Below are 17,391 nucleotides of genomic sequence, written 5' to 3'. Positions count from 1 at the left end.
GACAAGTCTCTCATTCCTATTACGCGCGTCAAAAAACAAAAAAAGATAACGTATATCTATGTAAGCATTAGCTTTTCTGTTTTCGACCTTTAAGTAGGTAGCTAGCGCTAATCACGACTCTTTTCAAACCCGTTCATTATTCACTTCTAGCATGCTAGCTGTTCGCTTAATACTTCGTCGGTTACTCATTCCAATCCGAAAAATAAGCGACTAAGAAGTCGATCGCTAGCCGTGCTCTCTGGGGTAAAAAACGACGATTTTGATATACGACCCAACTGCTGGTTCCTGATCCCCAATACTCTTCAAGCACCGGGACAAGCTTTCCATTAGTCAGGCCGCCATTGAAACTGCTTTTGGGAAGGTAGACAACACCAAGCCCCTCTTCACATGCTTTCAGTACTGCGCTCGAATTGTTACTGCGCCAGCGCCCATGCACTCGCACTGCATTTAACGGCTTACCCTCTTTCTCAAATAGCCACTGATCACTGTTGGCGATAATGCAGCTGTGCATTTTCAACTGCTCAGGGTGAGTGGGCGTACCAAATTGCTCTATATAGTCTTTGCTGGCTGCGGCCGCCATTGGGCGATCAACGAGCTTTCTTGCCACCAAACCTGAATCGTCCAATCGGCCGTAACGAATGGCGAAGTCGATACCATCTTCGATGAAGTTAACCATCTTAGTATTGAAGTTCATTTCGATGGTGAGCTCAGGATGATCTTTAGCAAACTCCATCAACGCCGCCGCGACATGATTCTCGGCAAACGCACCTGCGGCACTCACACGCAAAGTACCGCTAAGCTGAGTTTGTTGAGAAGTCACTTGTTCATTCGCTTGCTGAAGCCCAATAACCAAGTCTTTGCACTGCTGATAATAGGTGTGACCCGATTCGGTCAGGCTTACCATTCGTGTAGATCGTGCAAGCAACGCCACACCCACTCTCTCTTCCAACCTTGAAACTTGGCGGCTGACATGGCTGGTACTGCAACCCAGTTGTTTTGCTGCTGCAGAAAAGCCGTGACACTCAGCTACCGCTACAAATTCATTAATCCCTTCAAAACTGTCCATACTTCACCTGTTTACATCTAACGAATTCACACCCGACTAATTCTCATTCGATTGTTGCTATATAGCAATAATGTTTTGTCTATTCGGCATATTATCACTCAAATGGTTTACTACTAGTATTACAGGTAACGAAACAGCGGCATCTCTCTTAAAAAAACTGATGTCTGTCTTAGAAACGCGGATGTCTAAACAACGACGCTGAAACTAAACAAACGTGCTCAAAGGGACGAATCATGAAAAAAATACTAATACCTGTAACTAACCACGCAACACTGGGCGATACAGACCAAGCGAACGGGACTTACGCGCCTGAACTGACTCATGCTTTGAAAGAGATCTTGGCTGCGGGTTTTGAGTACGACATCGCTTCTATCAAGGGTGGTAAAGGCCCGCTGTATGGAACCGATATTGAAGGGGATTCAGTAAACGCGGAGATCTTGGCTGATGATGATTTCCAAAACCGCATCAACAATACGATTCCTGTAAGCCAAATTAATGCAGAAAGCTACGATGCTATCTTCTACCCAGGTGGATTCGGTTTGCTTTCAGACCTAGCAACTAACGAGCAATTCGCTGCTATTGCGGCTAAGCATTACGAAGATGGTGGTGTGATTGCGTCAGTATGTCATGGCCCTGCGGCGCTCCTTCCGATTGTTCTGAGCAACGGCGAGAAGCTACTAAGCTCTAAATCGGTAACTGGTTTTACACGTGAAGAAGAGATCGACTTTGGCACCATCAACGACATTCCATTCCTATTGGAAGAGTCTCTTGCTCGCAGCGCAGCGCGTTTCAACAAGGTTCAACCTTGGCAAGAACTTGTGATTGTTGATGAGCGAGTGATTACAGGCCAGAACCCGACTAGCGCACACGCTGTAGGTGCAGCTCTGGTTAAGCAGCTGTCTTAGTAGACTTTACTAAACAGATATAAGTTCATGAAACAAAAAGAGCATACTTACACCTCAATATTCTTGAGAGAAGTATGCTCTTTTCTAATTCTGTCACTATTAAGTGCTAGTGGCTTCTCGCTAGTGACTACGCAAGATCCCTTCAAGCACATTGAAAAGCAAGTCGATCTCTTCAATCGAGTTGTAATGCATACAACCAATACGCACCACGCCCTGCTCTTCGATACCTAACTGCTTCACCAACCCTAGTGCGTAGAAATGACCATTCCACACACAGATATTATGCTCGCCCAGCTTCTTAGCGATGAACTCTGGAGAATGGTTTTCAAAGGTAACCGCAAAGGTTGGCGTTCTTAGGTTCGAGTCAAACTCTGCTTTCCCGTAAAGTTTTGCCCCTTCAAGATCAGACAAGCGTTTAAGGAAGTACTCACTCAGTTGGCTTTCATGCTTATTGTAAAGCGCGTAGCTTTGCTCTAAACGAGAACGCAATGAGTCAGTTGGCTCACCGAACTGCGCCAAGTAATCGACCGCTGCAATCACACCGGCAAGGCCTTCAAAACTTTGCGTACCTGTTTCAAAACGGCCTGGGCCAATGTTTGTCGCAGGCTCAACCTTGTAAGGCTTTAACGTGTGTAGCCATTGAGGCGCAACATAAGCAATGCCCACATGCGGGCCGAAGAACTTATAAGCCGAGCACGCTAAGAAATCACAATTCAATTGCTGAACATCGATCAAGTGGTGCGGTGCGTAATGAACGGCATCGACATAAACCTGCGCACCATGCTGATGTGCAAGCTCAATAACTTTTGCCATGTCGACAATAGAGCCAGTCGTGTTCGAAGCAAACGTCACCGCGACAAGTTTAGTTTTCTCGTTCAGTAACGACTCGAAATGCGCCATATCCAAACTGCAATCTGATTCGTCGACACGAACTTGGCGAACAATCGCGCCTTTGTCGTCTGCCGCTTGCTGCCAGCTCGATACATTCGAATAATGATCTAACGCCGTGACGATAACTTCATCACCCTCTTTCCAATCTCGGCTGATCGCTCGGCTCAGTTGGAAGGTCAGCGATGTCATGTTCGCGCCGAAAACAACGTTGCCAGAAGACTCCGCATTAAGCAGTGCTTGCGCCGCTTCTCGCGCTTGCTGCATTAGGCTTGTAGTCTTTTGGCTAGAAAAATAGTGCCCGCCTAGGTTTGAGTTGAAATGCCCTAGGTATTCGGTCATTGATGCTAAAACATTCTCAGGCACCTGAGAGCCACCCGGCCCATCAAAGAAAGTGACCGGCTTGCCATTATGATATTGGCCTAACGCGCTAAACTGTTGGCGCACATCATTAAGAGTGAAGGACATTGCGCGCATCCTTAGCCGTTAATACAAACACATCCATGTAGCCCATCTCGCCGTGGTCTATGGTACGAATTGGTTGTGCATTGTGCCAAAGCTTACTATCTGCAAGCATTGCCACTTCGCCATCGCCTAACACTTTTCTAAAGAATGGTGCTTCGTGGCTATCTTGATACAACATCACTTCACCACCAACGATATTGTGGCGAGTAACTCCAATGATCGCGATGTGGTCAAAACCGTCTTGGTGAACACCTTCTGGTGCAACCTGAGTTTCTTCAAAAATAGCGGCAATGCGGATCTGATGGATTTCGATTTCTTGCCCGTCTTCAAGCCCATTGGTTTCAATAAACAGTTCACACATCTCTTGCATGCCTTCGCTGCTTAGGATTTGTGCTTCAATCGGCTCGAATTGACGAACAACGTCACCTTGAAAGTGATTAATGTCTTCAGACTGAACAAAGTTATGTTTGTCTAGCTCAACGACTTGTCCATTCCTGAATTCAACCACTGAGTACCTTCTCAATCGGAACTGGCCATCCGCATGCTCTGTGCTTGGTAGCTTAGAGAATGATGGTGACAACTCCTTAACCGCGTGGTTACTGAGGTGGGTAATATGTAGGGTATTTTCGTGAGCATGTAACATCATCGACTCCTTAATGATTGTTAATTAACTTTCGATATTTAACGTTTTATTTACATAAAGGATACTTGAAGATCTTGCCAAATCAACATTAAACAATCATTTATCCCGTCAGATTTAATAATTCAGACACTAAATCCAATCGAGAAATAAAAAGCAGTGTATAACACCAGAATAAAAGATGACCAACTCTTAAAACTAGCACACTCCACTAGCTAGTTATAAATCCCTAAAAATTTAAATTTAACGATATTATTAACTAACAAGCGAGGTTTCATATTGTGTCAGCCCTTTCCTTTTAATACGCCAGCCTCCTTGCCTGAGTTCAGGCATCACACTCGACATCATTCATTTCTATGCTTTTGCACAACGAAATACGACCTACCTATCAATTGGCAAGCTATTGATTATTTACATAACAAACTGAAATTGGTTAATTTATGAGTACGCCAGAAACCAAACGCCTTTGCTTGCGCGTCTGGAACAGGTCGAGTTCGGGGGGAACTCGGCCGCCCTCAATGGTTTACTTCTTCGTGGGGTTGGATTTCACTGGTCTTCAATTTTTGAAAGCGCTTGAAGTCGAATAATGCGAAGGGAGTTTACTTAGTGTTTATTGACTGCCAGAACATAGGTAGGTGTTCAAAAATGTTAGGCGCTCTTCGCTGACACGTTTATGCCCTGAAATGAGTTAGCCCTTTTACTCATTCACACCCTGTTCATAGGCTTTTCCCCTACTAAAAGTTATCCATTCTTCTAATGCTGTTCGTTGTGAGTCCCCGTGCTGTATCACGAGGTAAATTAAACCTAACTATCAGAATTTACATGTCCTAGTTCACTGTTAGGTTTAAGTACCTCTTTAGTCATTGACACCATTAACTAATTGATTTATTGACCATTAAAGACTGTGTTAATATGCATGCATATCTTATGGGGTCATAAAAATTCAAACTATCTATAGAATAAATATAATAAATCAACTCAGATAACGCTTAATTTATAAAGCGTATAGTACTCAATCCAAAGGAAGTATTATGGCAAATTACGATTTTTCTACAATCAATGACAAAGAGTTCGAAGACTTAGTCAATGATGTCGTAGAAAAAAGAGACGGACAAACTGTCGAATCATACAAGCAAGGGCCTGATCAAGGTATAGACGGTAGAAGTGTCGACACCGATGGGAATGTTACTATCATCCAAAGTAAGCATTGGATAAAATCAGGAGTTGCTTCTTTAATAAGAGCACTAAAGAAAACTGAAGTAGATAAAGTCAGAAAACTAAATCCAAGTAGATATATTTTAGCAACATCCCTTGAGTTATCGGAAAAGAATAAAGTTGAAATTAAATTAGCGTTCGCTCCCTATATAAAAGACATTAAAGATATATTGGGAAATGAAGATATCAATCATCTAATCAGCGATAATGAAAACATAGAGTTAAAATATTATAATCTTTGGATTAACAGTACAACTGTAATTAGGAGAATGCTTAACAATGCCACTCATATCAGGAGTAAATCTACACTAGAGAACATAATTTCTAATAGTAAGTTATATGTTAAGACATCGGTTCACTCTTCCGCAGAAGATACGCTTGAGGCTAATAACATTATATTGATCACAGGTAATGCTGGTATCGGTAAAACAACTCTTGCTGAGCAAATGTGTAAAATATACACAGCCAAAGGATATGCATTTTTCCATATAGTTAATAGTATTGACGAAATAGATCAAATGTATAATGAATTAGAAAATCAGGTTTATTTTTATGATGATTTCTTAGGCAGTAACTATTTAGAGCAGATTAGAAACAGAGAAGATGTTATACTTACACATTTGATTAGTAGGATAAGAAAAGACCCTACGAAAAAGCTAATACTAACAACAAGAACTAACATTTATGAACAAAGTAAATTATTGACTGAGCTTTTTGAAAGAGTAAAAATTTCAACTCACGAAATTCAAATTAAAGCAGAAAAAATAACAAGATTTGAAAAGGCCAAAATATTATACAATCATATTTGGTTCAGCGACTTGAGTCATGATTATCGTGATGAATTAGTTAAAGATTTAAGATATTTCCAAGTCATTGATCATCAAAATTTTAACCCTCGACTTATCGAATTTATTACTGACGCGTGTCATTTAAACGATATTGCCCCTGTTAACTACTGGGACTATGTTTTGGAAACGTTACGTAATCCTAAAAACGTTTGGAGACATGTGCTTTCTAATCAAACTAATCGATTATGTAATCATCTAGTTGTTGGTATTGTTCTCAATGGTGGTGTTATGTCATCAGACGAATTATCTAGTTACTTTTATCGTTTAGTTGGTTCCGATATTCATCCCAAAGTCGATGAAAACCACGATACGACTATAAAGTTACTGGTAGGTTCATTGATAAATAGAAATATTGGATATGATAACAAAGTTAATTATTCACTTTTTAACCCATCAATTGCAGATTATATATTAGGTGAACATTCCAGCAATTCAGAATATTTATCTTCAGTTTTCTCAAAACTAAAAACTAACAAATCTCTAAATTCTCTTACCGATTATTTTTTACAGAAAATAATCAACACAGACACTTATATAAAGTGTCTAGTTTTACTATCTAAAGATCGTGATGAGTTCTCGATTTATAATAGAACCCTCTCGTATAAAATAATTAATGCCCCAAGGTTTGAACGTATACCTAGCTTTAAAGACTATTTATCATCATTATCAGAATCCATACTCGATATATCATTGGTTAATGATGAGCAGTTGTCAGTAATAATTAAGATGTTAGACAATAATATTTTAGATGTTAAAGACAAAAAATTGATAGCATTCGTAACAAATATTCTTAACAGTAGTTATGATGATACTTATTTCGTTGAATTGTCTAAGATATTATTTAGGCTTGGTTTATTAACTGATGATAATTTTGATATTCTTTGTAATAATATACATGAATATTATGAGAGTAACTTGACTGATATTGTTATCGATTCTGATTGCTGCTCTAGTTATTATAGTGAATCTGATATTTCTATCTATGGTGAAGATAAAGTACGTGAATTAATAGAGGATGATTTATCAGAATTAGTATGCCCACCATGGACTGAAGTATATGAACTAGCTTTAGAAATTGCACCTGTTTGTAATTATGAATCAATAATTGAATATAATATTGAAAGATCAGATTACAGTCCATCGTATCTTGGTAAGGGTGACAGATATTATAGTGGTTCTGATTTTTCTGAGGAAATTACGAGTTACTTTCGACAAAAAGACTAATGGCTTATGAAAGGCTTTTCAATTGTTGAAAAGTCTTGTCATGATAACAAAAAAGAGGTGATCTGCACCTGAGAAACTGGACGCTCACTAAGCGACTTTTCCATATTTAAAGTTATCCGCATTTCCCTAGTGCAAGCCAAAACATACAAGCTTCTTCAAGGTCGACTTCAAATCAACGTAAGGTAAGTTTGATTAGTAGAATGACACCTCATCTAGTTTACTAAACTCAGCCATAGCCCTCATTCCAATACCCTGAAGCCTTTGCGTGTTTTCACCGATCTTCCAGCCACGAAAACGTTTGTCTTCATTAAGTTCTAAACTATAACGATTAATTACACTTCAGCCCTTGTTTAACCTTTTATTGCCTCCATATTTTCCATACAATCCTAAGCGATTATAAATAAAAACAATTTCAATTTCGGAGTCCTCATGAGCGACGTAAAGCACTGTAATTTATTGATTCTTGGTTCTGGCCCTGCTGGCTATACAGCTGCAGTTTACGCTGCTCGTGCAAACCTAAACCCAGTACTGGTTACCGGTATGCAGCAAGGTGGTCAGCTTACAACCACAACAGAAGTAGAAAACTGGCCGGGTGATGCTGAAGGTTTAACGGGTCCAGCACTGATGGATCGCATGAAAGAGCACGCAGAGCGCTTTGAAACAGAGATCCTGTTCGACCATATTAACGAAGTCGACCTATCAAACCGCCCTTTCCGTCTTAAAGGCGATTCTGGCGAGTACACGTGTGATGCATTGATCATCTCAACGGGTGCATCAGCTAAGTACCTAGGTTTAGATTCTGAAGAAGCATTTAAAGGCCGTGGCGTTTCTGCTTGTGCAACGTGTGATGGTTTCTTCTACCGCAACCAGAAAGTTGCAGTTGTTGGTGGTGGTAACACGGCGGTTGAAGAAGCACTTTACCTGTCTAACATCGCGTCTGAAGTTCATCTAGTTCACCGTCGTGACACGTTCCGCGCTGAAAAGATTCTAGTGAAGCGTTTAATGGACAAAGTAGAGAACGGCAACATTGTTCTTCACACTGACCGCACACTAGACGAAGTTCTGGGCGACGACATGGGCGTAACTGGCGTTCGTATTAAAGATACTCAGTCTGACAAGACAGAAGACATCGAAGTAATGGGCGCATTCATTGCTATCGGTCACCAGCCAAACACTGAAATCTTCAAGGGCCAAGTGGACATGAAAGATGACTACATCATCGTTCAGTCAGGTCTTGAAGGTAACGCGACACAAACCAGCATCCCAGGCGTATTCGCTGCGGGTGATGTAATGGACCACAACTACCGCCAAGCAATTACTTCTGCAGGCACGGGTTGTATGGCTGCATTGGATGCTGAACGCTTCCTAGATGGTCTTAACGATAAGTAAATCTGAGATTGCAGATTTGATTATCTGAGCTCTCGCCTCAGTAGATGCAGGGCATCATCACAATTTGTTGTAAATCCCTAGAGCCCAGCGGTATATCCACTGGGCTTTCTTTTGTATACTACCCGCCCTCAACAAATAATAATTATCATTAAGCCTTCATAATGGATAAGAAAAAACAACGCAGCTTGAACAAGTGGCTTAAGCAACAGAGTAAGTTAGCGAAACGCTGGCTTATGATTGCGATTAGCCTTGGCGTACTTTCAAGCGTGTTTTTAATTGCTCAAGCAGCTCTTCTCGCCTCTATTCTTCACCAGCTGATCATCGAGAATGTCGATAAATCTGAACTGGTTGGTCATTTCGCAGGCTTGGCATTATCGGTCGTTGGCCGTGCTGGCTGTACATGGGGGCGTGAAATCGCAGGTTATCGCTGTGGTGAACAGATCCGTGTTTACATCAGGCAACTCATCCTTGATAAGTTACGTGAGTTAGGCCCTGCTTACATCAAAGGCAAACCCGCGGGCACATGGGCAACCCTGTTGTTAGAACAAGTAGAAGACATGCAAGACTTCTTCTCTCGTTACTTACCTCAAATGTCTTTATCGGTAATGATTCCATTCATTATTTTGGTTGTGGTGTTCCCAGTTAACTGGGCAGCGGGACTGATCTTCTTGATTACTGCTCCACTGGTACCGATGTTCATGGCACTTGTGGGTATGAAAGCAGCCGATGCAAACCGTAAAAACTTCAAAGCACTGCAACGTCTTTCTGGTCACTTTTACGACCGTTTGCAGTCAATGACAACCATCCGTCTATTTGATCGCACCAACGCTGAAACAGAGGTACTAAAAGGTGCATCTGAAGTGTTCAGAACGCGTACCATGGATGTGTTGAAAATCGCTTTCTTGTCTTCTGCTGTACTTGAGTTCTTCACGTCGATCTCTATCGCAATGACAGCGGTTTACTTTGGTTTCACCTACATTGGTGAGCTTAACTTCGGCCACTACGGCGCTGGCATTACGCTATTCGCAGGTTTGTTTATCCTTATCTTGGCGCCAGAGTTTTACCAACCTCTGCGTGACTTAGGTACTTTCTACCACGCGAAGCAACAAGCGGTTGGCGCAGCCGAAAGTATTGTCGAGTTCCTAGAAACCGACATCACTAAGGTTAAATCAGGCGACACTCAGCTCGATCCGGCTCAAGGCATCAATATTGAAGCTCAAGATCTCAAAGTGTTAAGCCCTGAAGGTGTTCAATTGGTTGGTCCTATCTCGTTTGCGCTTAACACTCGACAGTCGACTGCGTTAGTTGGCCCAAGTGGTGCGGGTAAAACAAGTTTGATCAACGCTATTCTTGGTTTCATGCCTTATGAAGGAAGCTTGAAAATCAATGGAATTGAACTGCGTGACCTAGACTTAGCCTCTTGGCGTAAAACGATTAGTTGGGTTGGTCAAAACCCGTTGCTACTGCATGGCACAATTCGTGACAACGTCACCCTGGGTAAGCACGATATCACTGACCAAGTTGTCGAGAACGCACTTGAGCAGTCTTTTGCTAACGAATTCGTAAATGAGCACGGCTTGGATTACATGATCTCTGATCGCTCTGGCGGTCTGTCTGTGGGTCAATCTCAGCGTTTGGCTCTGGCTCGCGCAATGATTCAAGACGGTCAGTTCTGGTTGCTCGATGAACCAACAGCCAGCCTAGATACTCGTAGCGAACAGTTGGTGATGAAAGGCATTAATAGCAACATCGAAAGCCGCACTGCCCTGCTTGTGACACACCAACTTGCCCCGCTTAAATCGGTCGATAACATTCTGGTTATGCGCGATGGTGGTCTTGTGGAACAAGGTCATTATTCTCAGCTTTCGACTGCGGGTGGTTTATTCGAAGAGATGCTTAACGCGAATTTAGCTCAACAAGATAATAAGGGTAATTTAGATGCGTGATTTACTGCCTTACCTGAAACTCTATAAAAAGCATTGGTTTGGCCTATCGCTAGGCATGCTATTGGCTTTTGCTACTCTGTCGGCTTCTATCGGCTTGTTAACGCTATCAGGCTGGTTCATTTCAGCTTCTGCGGTTGCTGGCCTTACGATTGCGCGTGAAACCTTCAACTACATGCTACCGGGCGGTGGTGTACGTGGTTTGGCAATGAGCCGTACTGCGGGTCGTTGGGGTGAACGTGTTGTGAGCCACAATGCGACATTCAAACTGTTAACTGATCTGCGTATCTTCTTCTTTAAGAAGCTGGCTCCGCTGATTCCAGGTCGTATTTCAAACCTTCGTGATGCTGACCTTCTCAACCGTTTGGTTGCTGATGTCGATGCCATGGACCACGTGTACTTGCGCTTAGTAAGCCCAGTGACGGTTGGTGTGTTCGGGATCTTCTTCCTGACTCTGTTCTTGATGTGGTTCGATAGCTCACTAGGTTTAATCTTAGGTTCTATCCTTCTTATCATGCTGTTGGTTTGGCCAATCTTGTTCTACAAATTGGGGAAACGTAACGGTGGTGAACTGACACAGAACAAAGCGGATCTTCGTGTCACTACGCTAGATTGGATTGAAGGCTACAGCGAACTGACTCTGTTCGGTGCTGAAGAGCGTTACCGTAATGCGATTCTAGAAACGCAACGCAAGCTGATGGCGAATCAGTTTGTGAACGCTAACCTAACCGGTATGGCTTCAGCAGCGCTAATGCTGTTCAACGGTTTGACGCTGGTTCTTATGCTTTGGCTTGCGGCTGACGGCGTGGGTGGTAATGCACCAGACCCGTTCATCGCGCTAATGGCATTCGCAACTATGGCAAGCTTCGAGCTATTAATGCCAATTGCAGGTGCGTTCCAGCATTTAGGCCAAACTCTGTCTTCAGCACGTCGCTTGAACGAAGTGATTCTGTCAGAGCCTGAAGTTCAGTTCGCTGAAGAGAAACTCGACATCAACAAGCCACTTGATATTACGTTCTCAAACGTGACGTTCAACTACCCTGATTCTGAGCGCAGTGTTCTGAACGCTGTCGACCTGACAATCCCTGCAACGAACAAGGTTGCGATTGTTGGTCAAACGGGTTCTGGTAAATCGACTCTGATTCAGCTTCTGACTCGCTACTGGGATCCTAAGAAGGGTTACATCTCAATTGCGGGCATTGAACTGACTCAATGGAATGAATCACAGCTTCGTGAATCAATCAGTGTGGTAAGCCAACGTGTCGACATTCTAAATGGTACTTTGCGTGACAACTTGTTGATTGCAAGACCAGAAGCAACCGATGATCACTTAGCGAATATCCTAAGAGATGTTGGCCTTGAAAAGCTGCTTGAGAATAACGCGCTTGATAGCTGGTTAGGTGACGGTGGTCGTCAACTGTCTGGTGGTGAGAAGCGCCGTATTGGTATCGCACGTGCGATTCTTCATGATGCTCCTATCCTGCTTCTAGATGAGCCAACAGAAGGCTTAGATAAGCAAACCGAGCAGAGCATCATGACGCTGTTCGAGAAGCACTTCGAAGGCAAGACGGTTATCTTCATTACACACCGTTTGATTGGTCTGGAATCGATGGATTCTATCGTTCTGATTGAACAAGGCGAGATTGTTGAAAACGGCTCTCATGAGAAGCTGTTAAACGAAGAAGGACGTTACTTCCAACTTCGTCAGGCAATCTAGCTTCCCCTTAAGCTATAAAGAAAACCATTCAAAGCCCGAGTTTATGCTCGGGCTTTTTGTTGCCTGTGATTCTAGTTTCGAACAACCATTCCCGCCTAAACAGTTGTTCATGTGCTGATTAGTTTTGCCCTTTCCTACAAAAACTTACCATTTATAAAGCAACGAGTTGCGCATAATTCAAGTCGTAGCACATTACTATGATCATCTTTCTAGGATAATACGTATCGATCAACCTCATGGAATAACCTCCCCTATAATAATGGAGAACAGTGTATGTCTTTACGATTAATCGCAACAACGATAGCGCTTGTAGGTGCTAGCTTTACCGCTCAAGCGAGCTCGGAATGTGAAGTATCGATTGATGCTAGTGATCAAATGAAATTTTCAACTGACACATTAAGCGTTCCAGCGAGCTGTAAAGAAGTGAAGCTGACGCTAAACCATACTGGCTCTATGCCAGCCCAATCAATGGGTCACAACGTCGTTATAACAGACACTGCGTCGCTACAAGCAGTGGGTATCGATGGTATGTCGGCAGGTATCGACAATAACTACGTAAAACCTGACGACAGCCGCGTTTACGCCTTCACTCGTGTTATCGGTGGTGGCGAGTCAACCTCAATCACTTTCAGCACAGAGAAAATGACAGCCGGTGGCGATTACTCTTTCCTATGTTCATTCCCGGGCCACTGGGCAATCATGAAGGGCAAGTTTGAGTTTAAATAACTCGACATTCAGAGAAAATCCGAGCCTTTGCTCGGATTTTCATTTCATACCAGCGAACTAGATTATACAACACACCAAACTGTTAAATGCTGGTGTATTATGAATCGATTCTTACTTAACAATATTGGAGATAGAGACCATAAGACTATTTATAGTCCTCTGTCTAAACATGCCATATTTGATTGTTCACCTACCCAATTAGGTTGGGAGCACTACAAAGATATCCATATTGGCGACCACGTTTTTATTATTGATTCATTTAGGCAAGTATCAAAAGAATTTAGAGTGACTATGATAGCCGATGAGGTTGCTTTGAAAGGTGATTGTTGGGGAGAGTTTGAATCAGTTACGGGTGGTGATGCTAGAGTACTATTTGGTGTTTTAGTCTCAGAACCTAAAGTAGATTATGGTGATTTCGTATTAGAGCATTCCGTTAAATACGGAAAAAAGTTTACCCCTGCGACAGGGAAACTTACCTCCCCTGGGTTTAATTGCTGCGCGTTTTAATGACTAATTTAAAAAAGCCCCAACCTAGGTCGGGGCTTTGTTATATTGGCTTCGCTTACAGCTTGAAGCGGCTGATTTCGCTTTCTAGCTCGTGAGACAGCTCAGAAAGTTGAGCAGCTTGCTCTGCAGCTTGGTGTGCTTCGTCTGCTAGCTCGTTAGACACGTCACGGATTCCTTCAGTGTTACGAGTAATCTCAGACGTTACTGACGCTTGCTCTTCAGCAGCAGAAGCAATCTGTGTTGCCATGTCGCTAATGCGTTCAACAGCAGCATGGATTTGCGTTAGGCTTGCAGCCGCTGAGTTAGCGTCATCAACACTGGTTTCAGCAAGTGTACGGCTATCATTCATGATGTTAACCGCTTTGCCTGTTGTACCTTGCAGCAACTCAATCGTTTGTTGAATTTCTTGCGTTGAACCGTGTGTACGTTGGCTCAGAACTCGAACTTCATCCGCTACTACTGCGAAACCACGACCTTGCTCACCGGCACGTGCTGCTTCAATAGCGGCGTTCAGTGCAAGTAGGTTCGTTTGTTCTGCAATACCTTGAATGTTAGACAAGATAGCGTTGATGCTGTTGCCGTGCTCTTCAAGCTCTAGAATCACGTTGGTTGCGATTTGAACTTCTTGAGCAAGGTTTTGGATAGAGCTTTGAGTCTGTGTTACTTGACCAGTACCGTGCTCACACGCGCCAACCGCTTCAGATGAGTTCTGTGCAGTGTGGTCTGCGTTACCTGCGATCTCTTGTGTTGCTGCAGCCATTTCGTTAACGGCTGTTGCTACCATGTTGATCTCGTCTTGTTGCATTTGGATACGAGCACTACGTTCTTCAGCTTGAGAAGCCGTTTGACGCGCTTGGTTACCCAGCGCAGCAGATACTTCGCTTAGCTTGATCACCATGGTGTGCATGTTGCCCACAAAACGGTTGAAGTTTGCAGCAAGCTGACCAATTTCGTCATCGCTCTTAGGCTCAAGACGTTGAGTAAGGTCGCCCTCACCTGAAGCAATTTCTTCAAGTGCTGCTGAAACGCGGTTTAGGTCGCGGAATAGGAAACTTACTAACCAAGACACAAGTACGATTACGATGAGCGTAATAATGACAGCAGTGATGATCAGCTGAGTAAGTAGCGTTGAGTGGTTCGCTTCTTCTGTTGCTTTGTCCATCTGAACCGCGAAGATCCAGTTAGTGTTAGGCACCTTCGTGAAGTAAAGCAGCTTGTCTGCGCCGCGCTCTTTGATGATCTCGATGCTACCCGTACGCACTGCGTTTTCGATGATAGGCATAGAGATATCGTTTGAAAGCTGGCTTACTGGCTTCAAGCTTAGTGCTGAATCTGGGTGTGCTAGGAATGTGCCGTCAGAGGCATCAATGAGCATTGCGTAAGCGTTGTCACCAACATCAAGGCTGATTACATCGTTAACCAATTGGTCGATAAGTACGTCTGCACCAACAACACCAACAAGTTGGCCGTTGTGGCGAACAGGTTCTGCGATCGTTACTAGAAGTGCTTTGGTGATTGCATCTTGGTAAGCCGTAGTAATGATTTGCTTACCTGCAGCGTTTGCTTCTTGGTACCAAGGACGTTGACGAGGATCGTAATCTGCACGGTTACGTTCAGGATGTGAACGGTACATTCCACCTTCTGGAGTACCTAAAAAGATATCGTCAAAGCCACCCGCTACACGAGCTTGTCTAAGGAAAGGGACAACATCACCTTCTCGTGAAAACTCATTAAATGCTGATGCGATATCAGTACGGATATCAATCCAGTTTTTAATACCTTCAGATGCTGCTTCAGATACGCTTTCAGCTCGTAGGTATACGCCATTACGAGTCTGTTCAAATAATTGGTTTGCTGATAACCAAGTCAACGCTGTAGCCATAACGACAACAGCAGATAGGCTAGCACCTATCAACTTCTGCTTTAGTGTTAGTTTCATGTCAAAGTTTCACGAGTGGTGGGAAATCCCGCGCATACTACCCAATATCAGTATTAAATTCGAGCAATTTTATAATTTAATATCGGAATATAATTTTAATCAAACCATAAGCTTACCTAATGTCAATTCCTTGGCTTGTCGCCAAATTTAAGGCGGCATTATCTCTGCGGTTATTAGAATTTTTATCGCACTTTACACGCTAAAAATGGACAGAAAACATGGTAAAGAAGAAACAAAAAAGGCAGAAGAGTTTCCTCTTCTGCCTTCATATTATTTACCACTCTACTGCGTATAAATTGCTGTAGATTTCAGCTTAAAAAGCCTAGCGCTTTTCTGTACGCATACCCATTAGCAAGCTCACACACATCAGTAATAGAATGATGGTGAATGGCAATGCTGTAGAGATTGCACCCGCTTGTAGAGCTTGTACTGCTTCAGTACCACCAACCCACAATAGAGCAACAGCAATAGCACCTTCAAGGAACGCCCAGAACACACGTTGAGGCACAGGCGTATCAACTTTACCACCCGCGGTGATGCTGTCGATTACTAGAGAGCCTGAGTCAGACGATGTAATGAAGAATACTAGAACCAATACAACCGCAATGATTGAAAGCAGAGTACCGAACGGCAGTGCATCAAACATTTGGAACATTGCTAGTGATACATCCGTTAGGCCGTCTTGACCAAGAATACCAACGTTATTCACGATTTGGTCAATCGCCATGCCACCGAATACTGACATCCAGATGATAGTCACTGTAGTCGGTACGATCAGTACTGCTGTGATGAACTCACGAACGGTACGACCTTTAGAAACACGTGCGATAAACATACCTACGAATGGAGACCATGAGATCCACCAAGCCCAGTAGAATACAGTCCAACCGTGCATCCACGTTTCATCTTCACGACCGTGAGGGTTACTTAGCGGAATGATGTTTTCAATGTATGCCATCAATGTTGTTGGGATAGAACCTAAAGTCACCGCGTAGCCGATTAGAGCCACTAAGATAAGCAGTAGGAAAGCAACCAACATGTTGATGTTACTGATAACTTTAACGCCACCATCAATACCACGAAGTACTGATACTACCGCCAATAAAGTCACCGCTGTAATCACAATAACTTGCAGACCTAGGCCCGCTTCAATGCCGAATACATGCTGAATACCACTTGCCGCTTGTTGTGCACCAAGACCTAACGATGTCGCCAGACCAAATAGCGTTGCAAGTACAGCAAGAATATCAACAATGTGACCTGCCCAGCCCCAAGCTCTATCACCTAAAATTGGGTAAAAGATAGAACGGATAGAAAGAGGCAATCCCTTGTTGTAAGAGAAAAACGCAAGTGACAGTGCTACTACGCCATAAATCGCCCAAGGGTGTAGACCCCAGTGATACATGGTTGCACCTAATGCCAGTTTTGCAGCTTCTGGTGTGTTTGGTTCAACACCTAACGGAGTTTCAAACCAACCCGTGAAGTAAGCAGCAGGCTCAGCCACACTCCAGAACATCAAGCCGATACCCATACCTGCGGCAAACAGCATCGATAGCCAAGAGATGAATGAGTAATCTGCCGTCGCATCAACACCACCAAGGCGGATTTTGCCGTATGGAGAAACAATCAAGCCCAAGCAGAAAATTACGAAAATATTACCCGACCAGATGAAAAGCCAATCAAACGAATTGATAATCTGGCCTTTAACGCCATCTAGTGCAGCCTTTGCTGAAGCGGTATCTGTAATAAGAACACCGATCAGGAACAAAGCGATAAGTCCCGCACTGATACCAAATACTGGGTTATGAACATCAAAACCCCATTTTTGGACGTTATCTTGACCGACAGTGTAATCCGTACTGTCGATACTGTATTTATCTATACCTTTAGTCATTATCCCTCTCTACGGAATACTATTA

At 43.1% G+C, this 17,391-nt stretch carries 12 protein-coding genes; 7 read left to right on the top strand and 5 right to left on the bottom strand.

Annotated elements, in window-relative coordinates; genetic code table 11:
* Positions 1-181 precede the first annotated feature (181 nt).
* Positions 182-1,066 (bottom strand): LysR family transcriptional regulator, encoded by an 885-nt coding sequence (locus MSG36_RS18535; RefSeq protein ID WP_248369228.1) that lies wholly within the window; start codon positions 1,064-1,066, stop codon positions 182-184.
* Positions 1,067-1,299: 233 nt separating this feature from the next.
* Between MSG36_RS18535 and MSG36_RS18530 the strand changes: the two genes are divergently transcribed.
* Complete coding sequence (locus tag MSG36_RS18530; protein WP_050711974.1) at positions 1,300-1,971, top strand: type 1 glutamine amidotransferase domain-containing protein; 672 nt, start codon at positions 1,300-1,302, stop codon at positions 1,969-1,971.
* Between the two features lie 120 nt (positions 1,972-2,091).
* On the opposite strand, the gene MSG36_RS18525 is transcribed toward MSG36_RS18530, so the two are convergent.
* Positions 2,092-3,327: a cysteine desulfurase-like protein gene (locus MSG36_RS18525; protein WP_050648601.1), complete on the bottom strand. Its 1,236-nt coding sequence runs from the start codon at positions 3,325-3,327 to the stop codon at positions 2,092-2,094.
* Complete coding sequence (locus tag MSG36_RS18520) at positions 3,311-3,967, bottom strand: 2OG-Fe dioxygenase family protein (RefSeq protein ID WP_248369225.1); 657 nt, start codon at positions 3,965-3,967, stop codon at positions 3,311-3,313. The genes MSG36_RS18525 and MSG36_RS18520 overlap by 17 nt, the downstream gene beginning before the upstream one ends.
* Before the next feature lie 1,028 nt (positions 3,968-4,995).
* Between MSG36_RS18520 and MSG36_RS18515 the strand changes: the two genes are divergently transcribed.
* The 6 genes from MSG36_RS18515 (at position 4,996) to MSG36_RS18490 (ending at position 13,533) form a co-directional block, all read left to right on the top strand.
* Positions 4,996-7,251 (top strand): restriction endonuclease, encoded by a 2,256-nt coding sequence (locus MSG36_RS18515; RefSeq protein ID WP_248369222.1) that lies wholly within the window; start codon positions 4,996-4,998, stop codon positions 7,249-7,251.
* 429 nt (positions 7,252-7,680) lie between these two features.
* Complete coding sequence (gene trxB, locus MSG36_RS18510; protein WP_004733400.1) at positions 7,681-8,640, top strand: thioredoxin-disulfide reductase; 960 nt, start codon at positions 7,681-7,683, stop codon at positions 8,638-8,640.
* Positions 8,641-8,801: 161 nt separating this feature from the next.
* A complete protein-coding gene (gene cydD, locus MSG36_RS18505; RefSeq protein WP_048613625.1) occupies positions 8,802-10,586 on the top strand; it encodes a cysteine/glutathione ABC transporter permease/ATP-binding protein CydD in 1,785 nt (594 codons plus the stop codon).
* Positions 10,579-12,300 carry a cysteine/glutathione ABC transporter ATP-binding protein/permease CydC gene (cydC, locus tag MSG36_RS18500; protein ID WP_248369219.1) on the top strand — a complete coding sequence of 574 codons (1,722 nt, stop codon included), beginning with the start codon at positions 10,579-10,581 and terminating at the stop codon, positions 12,298-12,300. Before cydD ends, cydC begins: the two co-directional genes overlap by 8 nt.
* 273 nt (positions 12,301-12,573) lie before the next feature.
* On the top strand, positions 12,574-13,026 hold the full coding sequence (gene azu, locus MSG36_RS18495) for an azurin (RefSeq protein ID WP_017063577.1): 453 nt from the start codon (positions 12,574-12,576) through the stop codon (positions 13,024-13,026).
* 99 nt (positions 13,027-13,125) lie between these two features.
* Entirely contained in the window at positions 13,126-13,533 is a 408-nt protein-coding gene (locus tag MSG36_RS18490; protein ID WP_248369217.1) for a hypothetical protein, read from the top strand.
* Positions 13,534-13,588: 55 nt separating this feature from the next.
* Here the strand turns inward: MSG36_RS18490 and MSG36_RS18485 are convergent, their stop codons facing one another.
* A complete protein-coding gene (locus MSG36_RS18485) occupies positions 13,589-15,472 on the bottom strand; it encodes a methyl-accepting chemotaxis protein (RefSeq protein WP_048613181.1) in 1,884 nt (627 codons plus the stop codon).
* 322 nt (positions 15,473-15,794) lie between these two features.
* Complete coding sequence (locus MSG36_RS18480) at positions 15,795-17,366, bottom strand: BCCT family transporter (RefSeq protein WP_048607163.1); 1,572 nt, start codon at positions 17,364-17,366, stop codon at positions 15,795-15,797.
* Positions 17,367-17,391: the final 25 nt, after the last annotated feature.

Source organism: Vibrio sp. 1CM8B (assembly GCF_023161685.1).
Taxonomy (GTDB): domain Bacteria; phylum Pseudomonadota; class Gammaproteobacteria; order Enterobacterales; family Vibrionaceae; genus Vibrio; species Vibrio coralliirubri.
The sequence above is the reverse complement of the archived record's forward strand: the minus strand, read 5'-3'. Positions and strand labels throughout refer to the sequence as shown.

What these genes read in the sequence shown, in the direction of transcription:
- cydD (WP_048613625.1), top strand. Translation starts at nt 8,802, where the DNA reads ATGGATAAGAAAAAACAACGCAGCTTGAACAAGTGGCTTAAGCAACAG.
- MSG36_RS18480 (WP_048607163.1), bottom strand. Translation starts at nt 17,366, where the DNA reads ATGACTAAAGGTATAGATAAATACAGTATCGACAGTACGGATTACACT.
- MSG36_RS18515 (WP_248369222.1), top strand. Translation starts at nt 4,996, where the DNA reads ATGGCAAATTACGATTTTTCTACAATCAATGACAAAGAGTTCGAAGAC.
- trxB (WP_004733400.1), top strand. Translation starts at nt 7,681, where the DNA reads ATGAGCGACGTAAAGCACTGTAATTTATTGATTCTTGGTTCTGGCCCT.
- MSG36_RS18535 (WP_248369228.1), bottom strand. Translation starts at nt 1,066, where the DNA reads ATGGACAGTTTTGAAGGGATTAATGAATTTGTAGCGGTAGCTGAGTGT.
- cydC (WP_248369219.1), top strand. Translation starts at nt 10,579, where the DNA reads ATGCGTGATTTACTGCCTTACCTGAAACTCTATAAAAAGCATTGGTTT.
- azu (WP_017063577.1), top strand. Translation starts at nt 12,574, where the DNA reads ATGTCTTTACGATTAATCGCAACAACGATAGCGCTTGTAGGTGCTAGC.
- MSG36_RS18485 (WP_048613181.1), bottom strand. Translation starts at nt 15,472, where the DNA reads ATGAAACTAACACTAAAGCAGAAGTTGATAGGTGCTAGCCTATCTGCT.
- MSG36_RS18520 (WP_248369225.1), bottom strand. Translation starts at nt 3,967, where the DNA reads ATGTTACATGCTCACGAAAATACCCTACATATTACCCACCTCAGTAAC.
- MSG36_RS18490 (WP_248369217.1), top strand. Translation starts at nt 13,126, where the DNA reads ATGAATCGATTCTTACTTAACAATATTGGAGATAGAGACCATAAGACT.
- MSG36_RS18525 (WP_050648601.1), bottom strand. Translation starts at nt 3,327, where the DNA reads ATGTCCTTCACTCTTAATGATGTGCGCCAACAGTTTAGCGCGTTAGGC.
- MSG36_RS18530 (WP_050711974.1), top strand. Translation starts at nt 1,300, where the DNA reads ATGAAAAAAATACTAATACCTGTAACTAACCACGCAACACTGGGCGAT.